Origin of the sequence: Clostridium sp. D53t1_180928_C8, from assembly GCF_015667795.1 — a bacterium.
Taxonomy (GTDB): domain Bacteria; phylum Bacillota; class Clostridia; order Clostridiales; family Clostridiaceae; genus Clostridium.
The window spans coordinates 182,624-190,088 of the sequence record NZ_JADPEL010000004.1; the positions used below are offsets into that span (position 1 = coordinate 182,624).

At 27.1% G+C, this 7,465-nt stretch carries 6 protein-coding genes; all 6 read right to left on the bottom strand.

Annotated elements, in window-relative coordinates; genetic code table 11:
• Nucleotide 1 precedes the first annotated feature (1 nt).
• Entirely contained in the window at nt 2-1,555 is a 1,554-nt protein-coding gene (locus I4V51_RS04910) for an ATP-binding protein (protein WP_243281393.1), read from the bottom strand.
• Nucleotides 1,556-1,654: 99 nt separating this feature from the next.
• Nucleotides 1,655-2,653 (bottom strand): 2-hydroxyacid dehydrogenase, encoded by a 999-nt coding sequence (locus tag I4V51_RS04915; RefSeq protein WP_195987195.1) that lies wholly within the window; start codon nt 2,651-2,653, stop codon nt 1,655-1,657.
• A gap of 117 nt (nt 2,654-2,770) precedes the next feature.
• On the bottom strand, nt 2,771-3,832 hold the full coding sequence (locus I4V51_RS04920) for an AEC family transporter (protein WP_195987196.1): 1,062 nt from the start codon (nt 3,830-3,832) through the stop codon (nt 2,771-2,773).
• Between the two features lie 245 nt (nt 3,833-4,077).
• Entirely contained in the window at nt 4,078-4,776 is a 699-nt protein-coding gene (locus I4V51_RS04925) for a hypothetical protein (protein ID WP_195987197.1), read from the bottom strand.
• A gap of 110 nt (nt 4,777-4,886) precedes the next feature.
• Nucleotides 4,887-5,207, bottom strand: coding sequence for a DUF5661 family protein (locus tag I4V51_RS04930; protein WP_195987198.1), 321 nt, complete (start codon nt 5,205-5,207; stop codon nt 4,887-4,889).
• A gap of 99 nt (nt 5,208-5,306) precedes the next feature.
• On the bottom strand, nt 5,307-7,465 hold a 2,159-nt coding region (locus I4V51_RS04935), incomplete at its 5' end, for a starch-binding protein (protein WP_195987199.1).

Genomic DNA, 7,465 nt, shown 5'->3' on the forward strand with positions numbered 1-7,465 from the left:
TTTATTCCCCTTTTAAAATTGTAATAACAAATATTTTTTCACCATCAAACTCTTCTATATCAATATTTCCATTATATAATTCAACTCTATTTTTTACTAAATATAGTCCTGTCCCTCTACCTTCACCCTTTGAAGATATTCCTTCTTTAAAAATTCTATTTTTCAAGTTTAAATCAATATCTATCCCATTATCTCGCACTTGCATTTCTATAACCGATTCATCCTCATATAGTGATATTTCAACCCTTTTATTATTATGTCCTTTTAAAGAACAAGCCTCAAATGCATTTTCAATTAAATTACCTAATATTGTTACTATATCATTTGAATCAATTATTCCATGATCCTCTTCTAAAAAAGATTCATCTGTTAAATTTAATTCTAGCTTTCTCTCTCTAGCTACTAACTCTCTGCTAATTAACAGACCACGGACATATTTATCCTTTATATTATAAAACTTTTTTGTACTATTTTCTTGAACTTTTTGTAATCTGAGTATATAATTCTTAGCTTCTTCATAAGCCTTTATTTCAAGTAATCCTAAAATAACATGAAGACTATTTTTAAATTCATGAACATTTGCTCTTAAATTTTTAACAACTTCATCTACCCCAGTTATTTCTTTAGCAATTTTATTAATAGGCTGTTTATCAATTAATGTTATTATAGTTCTAAGGCAATTATCATCTAAATAAATATGCTTCATAGTAACAAAAATTTTCTTATCTAAAATAATAAATTCCTTCATTTCAAACTCTTCTTTTTTATCTATATAGAAATCTAATTTTTCTAAAATATATTTAACATCAAAGTTTTCAAATAATCTATAGCAATTTTTATTTAGCTCAATAACCTTCTTATATTTATTTAAAGAAATAATACCATCCTTAACGCTATTAAGTATTATATTTTTTTCCCTATACAGTGCTGCTATTTCAAAGGGTTCCATATTTAATATTGATTTCTTAACCTTATTAGATAATATTTTAGCCCCTATCATCGAAATAAACATTGAGAAAATAAACAATAATAAATATTTAACTTTAGCTTGCAAGTTAATTACTGTAATATCATTATAATATTTTCCCACCATAACAAAACCAACTTGCTTACCCTCAAAAAATATTGGTTCGAACCATCTTAATGTAATTCCCATAGAACCTTCCATAACAGAATAATAGCTGTCTGCATTCCTTATAACTCTTTTATTATCCTCATTTACATATATTTTACCTATCTGACTTTCATCTAAATGAGAATATTTTTCTCCAGTCATATCTCCAACTACAATAATGTCAATATTGTTGAGGTTTTCTATATATCCCTTAGTATATTCTTGAACACTACCATCATTTGTTTTTGTATTAAGTTTTTCTTTAATTAACTCACTATTACTTATACTATATCCAACTTCTCTTAATGAATTTTTTATATTTTCATTTATATCAGTTAATTTTGATGAAATAAAAATTAAATAAGATAAAAGTAATGGCACAAATGTAATAATTATAGCTAAAAAAAGTATTTTATTTTTAAAACTCATTTTTTTCTTCATTAATATCACCATTTTAGTTTTATACTTATAAATATTTTTAATACATAAAAAGGGGTGTAAAAAAACACCCCTTTTTTTCTACTCATATATATTGCTATATTATGCTATACTATTTTTACACTCTTCTCCATTTAAGAAATCTCTTAAATTTTCATAAGAATATTCTATCATATTTGTTAAAGCTTCATCTGTATATGATCCTATGTGAGGAGTTACTAACACTCTTGGATAAAGATCAATAAGCTTTTCATGTGATTTATTTTCTAATGTTTGTCCATTTAAATCCTTAAAGAATGTTGCAGATTCACCTTCTAATACGTCTGTTCCGAATCCGCCTAACTTTCCGACTTCAATTCCTCTTATTATAGCATCTATATCTTGTACTTCACCTCTAGCAGTATTTATTAATATAGCACCATCTTTCATTTTTGATATAAATTCATCATTAATCATATGATAATTTACCCCTTTAATAAATGGCATATGAACTGAAATAACATCTGCTTGTGATAATACTTCATCTAATTCCATAAATTCAACTACTTCTTTAGCCGCATCACTTTGGAATACATCATATGCTATAACTCTTGCTCCTAATCCTTTGAATAACTTTGCTGTAGTTAATCCTATTTTACCAGCTCCTAAAACTGCAACTGTACAATTTCTTATTTCCTTACTAAACATAAATGGATCTACAACAAAATTCTTTTCTCTTGTTCTATTTACAGTATAAGCTGTATGTCTAAGTAACATCATTGCTAAAGATACTGCTAATTCACCTATTGCATTTGGTGAATATCCTGGAACTCTAGCACACTTTAATTCTAAATCTTTAACCGCTTCTAAATCAACATGATCAAAGCCAACTGTTCTTGTTAAAAGGTATTGTAATCCATTAGCTTTTAATAACTCTAAATTTTGTCTATCTGCTTTACAGTTACCTCTTACCATAACTGCCTCAGCTCCAATTGCCTCTTTAACATTTTCATGATTTAATCCTAAAGTAACTAATTTAATATCATATCCAAATTTTTTATTTATCTCTTCAAAGTATTTAACTTCTGTTTCTCTAACACCATAACAAACTAATTTTATCATACTAACTCTCTCCTTTGTTATTAAATCCCAAGATTATTTTTTAGAACAATGGCCACTCTATACTTTATAGAATGGCTTGTCCTTATTATTTTCTTATTATTTAATATAAAATTTTATTTATGCAAATAATCCTATATTTCTTATAACTTCTAATATAACTATTAATACTGGCATAGCTGCTACTGCTACTACAGTTGATAATAATGAACAATTTGATGTAAATAAAGATTCCCTATCGTAACTAATTGCATATGCTGCTGCAACTGTTGCTGTTGGTGCTGCCATCATTATTACTGTTGTTGCCATTCCCTCAAATGAAACTGGTAATATTCCTAACTTACTAACTGCTAATAATAAAACAAAGTTTATAGCTGGAACACATAATACTTTTATTAAACTATACCCCCAAGCATCTTTTTGAGATACTGCTTTTTTGAATGGAACTTCAGCTAAAGTAGCTCCGATTGAAATCCATGCAAGTGGTGATGCTAAATTACTTAAATAAGTAAGAGGTTTGTACAGCCATGGTAAAGTTTGATCTATTCTTAAAAATGCATAATTTGAAACTTCTCCATTAACATTAACTGCAACTTGTGGAAGCATATCTTGGCATAACCAAATAAATAATCCAAAGAATGTAGCTAAAATAATTGGATTTAAGAATATCTCTTTTAGGTTCTTTTTAAAGTTTTCTTTATCCATCTTTGTTCCAGACATCTTTATAAATGCATATGAATATAAGAAAACTCTATAAGCAATATTAAATATATTTGAATACATAGTACCTACTGCCCCATATACTGCTGAAACTATTGGTGTTCCGAAAAATGTAGTTGAACCAAATATAGTAAGTACTCTGTATACGTCTTGCTTGTCCCCTTTAACTTTTGCATACATTATTTTTGTTATTGGAATTAATACAATATAAATTGCAAATCCCCAAACTAAGATACTCATACCTTGTTTTAGCTGTTCTCCATTTATATCTTTCATAAATGATGTAAATGCTAATGCTGGTAAAGAAATTGTAAGAACTAATTTAGTTAACATCTTAGATGCATTTGAATTTAATATTTCTCTTTTTCTTAAATAAAACCCTAAAAGAATTATTGCTACTGATGAAAATATTGCTCCTAAAATAGCATTGTCTGTTAAAGTGTTTTTTATAATTTCTAACATATCATTTCTCCTCTTGTATATTTTTTAACATTCATATAAATGTTTTTCTCTCAAGTACAAATTTATTGTACAAGCTTCGACATTTTTCTACAATTTGTTTAAATTTATAAATAATTATTTAAGTTATTTAAGTTATATTTTTAACAAATTATTTTTTCTTATAAATTATCAAAAGCTCCATCAAATCAATGGTAATCACTGATTTAATGGAGCTTTTTATAATAAAACATACCTATATATTATTTTTATTTACTTATTGATATAAAATATAAACTTTTATCGTCAATTATTTCACTTACTAGATTATTAATTAACAATTTTGAATCATTACTTATATATTCCCTTATTGGATCTTCTAAATAAGTTAATTCTAGCAAACTAATCTCTTCCCTCGAATATAAATAAAACTTATATTCCTTATCATATTGTATCTCTCCAAACTGTTTTAATAATTCTATTGTTATTTCACCTATACTATTTCTTTTCTCAAATATTACATTAATACTATTTTTATTTAACTTTATATACTTTAAAATATCTTTATTTTCAACTATAAACATTAATAAATTTAAGTTTATTCTTTCTCCCATAATTAACTGATTTATTTTTATTACATTATTTGCTTTTTCAAACTCCTCTTTTATTACTTCATCTTGTATATTATTTCGTCCAATTGCAATTATACAGTTTGCTTCTCCTTTTAAGTCATTTATTTTATCTATATTTTTATCATTAATATCATTTACTAATATAATTATAATATCTGATTTAAACATTATCTTTTTATAATCTTTATAATCTATATAAATACTTTCTAATATATTTTTACCTATTTTATAAACTTGTCTTTCAGAGCTTTCATTATTGCTCTTTATATTTATAAGTAAACTATTTTCACTTTCAAACTTAATACTTTTATCTAAGCAAACTATCTTTATTTTCATATATTACTACCTCTTAATTATATCTACGTTAATTATATCACAAAGCAATAGTAATTTTTTATAATTACAAATAAGACTAGTACAAACTTTTTTTATAAATTAGTGCATCTTTATAATTTTGCTTTCCAATAATCATTTGCTTCTGTTTCAAGCTTTTTAAGCCTTGTATAATAGTCTGGAAACTCTAATAGATGTGCATAGGCAATTTTCCCTGTTAAAATAGGATCATTATTTGTTATATTTGATTTTAGAAATTTAGTTCCATGTTCTAATTCAACATTAATTCCTATGGTAAATTCATTCAAATCAAACTTTTCCTTTGTAAAATCAATACCTATTTTTCTTGCAATATCTTTTGCCTCTTCTGATGTAAAAGATATTTTTTGGATATCACCTCTTAATTTAATTAAATACCATTGAGTATGTTTCATTTATACCTCACCTTTAAAATAATCAATACTTTATACTATGATAATAATAAATTTAAGACTACTGTGAATTTATTCACAGTAGCCCTAATCTATACTTTATTATTCTATTACAGTAACTTCTATTGATTTTGATGCATAATCTCCCTCTTCATCAATAACATCTACCCAAATTACATACTTATCTGCAATTTCTGGTTTCCAAGCTGTAATATTAGAATCTTTAAAATCATGTAGTGTTGTCCATGTATTCTCAAAGTCATGAACAGCAACCCTATATTGAAGCTTAGAACCACCAGCTGCTGTAGTTATAATATTTACACTATCTCCAACCTTTATAGTAGTTTTATCCACAGATACATCTGTAATCTCCACCGCTTTTTTACTCACTGTTACTTTCTTAGATGTACATTTTATATTACCAGCTGAATCCATAACATCTACATAAACATAATATTCTCCAATTTCTTCTGGAGTCCATTTTATTGAATCTTCGCTTGAATTATCTTTTATTAAAGTATATTCTGCTCCTTTCTTATAATAGAATTTATAAGTTAAGCTTCCTATTCCGCCCTTTGCATCTGCTGAAATTGAAATTTCTTCACCTGCACTTACTTCTGTTTTATCTAAGTTAAGAGAATTTAAAACTATATCTGTATACTTTGGATCTACCTTAAATTCAAAAGAATCTTCTTTTGCATTACCTTTTGAATCCTTTACTGTTACTATTACTTTATAAGTTCCAGCTGTTAATGGTGTCCATTCAGCATTACTAGCATTTGAGTAATCTCTTATAATCTTCTCTGTGTTAGTTTCAGTATTTTTACAAGTAAATTTATATTGTAATGTTCCATTTCCGCCAGTTGCTTTTACTGATAAACCTATAGTAGTTTCTTCAACTTGTGGTGATAATTTATCTGCTACAAATGAAGTTATTTGTATAGGTCTAACTATATCTGTTAAAGTCCAATTTCCATTTTCATAAGTTCCAATTTTATTTTCTGGTAAATTAAATCCTGGTTGTTGTGCTCCTGGTATTTGAGCATTTCCATTATTAAATATTACTTGTGTATTTTCTCCCCAACCTTCTGGTAATGTATAACTATATATTCCATTACCTTCATTAGTCATTGCTACTCCTGGCCATTTTGTAATTTCTTTAGTTGGAGATACACTTTCATCATATACATATATATTTGCACTTGACCATCCACTTGGCAATTTCATCTTTGCAATTGATGTAGTTATAACAGGTTCTTCTACCTTTTTATAACTATAAGTTACAGTTATAGTTTTACCCTCTGAATTTTTACCTGTTAATGTTAACTTAACTGTATCGCCTACAGCTACATCTTCACCTATAGTAATTGATGTTCCATTAGTATAAGTTTTTGCACTTTCTCCATTAACTGAATAAGTTGCTTCTATTGTATTTTTTGCATTTAAAGTTACATTTAATGAATTACTGAATTCTGTTCCATTTACTATTGAACTTGAAACCTCTGGAGCTGGAATTTCATTATTCATCCAAGAACCATCTTTATAAATCTTATTACTGTTTGTTGGTAATACAAAACCGGGTTGTTGTGCTGCTGGTATTTGAGCATTTCCATTATTAAATATTACTTGTGTTTTATCTCCCCATCCTTCTGGTAATGTATAACTATACACCCCATTACCTTCATTAGTCATTGCTACTCCTGGCCATTTTGCTATTTCCTTTGTTGGAGTTACACTTTCATCATATACATAGATATTTGCACTTGACCAACCGCTTGGTAATTTGATTTTTGCTGTTGAAGCAGTTGAAGTAGGTTTTTCTATCTTTTTATAAGAATAAGTTTTTGTTGTTGTTTTTCCTTCTGAATTTTTACCTGTTAATGTTAATTTTACTGTATCGCCTACAGCTACATCTTCCCCTATAGTAATTGGTGTTCCATTAGTATAAGTTTTTGAAGATTGTCCATTAACTGAATAAGTTGCTTCTGTTGTGTTACTTGCATTTAAAGTTACCTTTAATGATTCTATAAACTCTGTTCCATCAGCAACTGAACTAGATACTTCTGGATCCTTAACTTCAACAATACTATCTTTCCAAGCTCCATCTTCATAAATCTTTGAGCTACCTGTTGGTAATACTAATCCTGGTTGTTGTGCTACTGGTATTTGATTACTTCCATTATTAAATATTACTTGTGTTTTATCTCCCCATCCTTCTGGTAATGTATAACTATACACCCCATTACCTTCATTAGTCATTG

Excerpts from the sequence above, each read along its gene's own strand:
- I4V51_RS04920 (WP_195987196.1), bottom strand. The coding sequence starts at position 3,832 with ATGTTAGAAATTATAAAAAACACTTTAACAGACAATGCTATTTTAGGA.
- I4V51_RS04930 (WP_195987198.1), bottom strand. The coding sequence starts at position 5,207 with ATGAAACATACTCAATGGTATTTAATTAAATTAAGAGGTGATATCCAA.
- I4V51_RS04915 (WP_195987195.1), bottom strand. The coding sequence starts at position 2,653 with ATGATAAAATTAGTTTGTTATGGTGTTAGAGAAACAGAAGTTAAATAC.
- I4V51_RS04910 (WP_243281393.1), bottom strand. The coding sequence starts at position 1,555 with ATGAAGAAAAAAATGAGTTTTAAAAATAAAATACTTTTTTTAGCTATA.
- I4V51_RS04925 (WP_195987197.1), bottom strand. The coding sequence starts at position 4,776 with ATGAAAATAAAGATAGTTTGCTTAGATAAAAGTATTAAGTTTGAAAGT.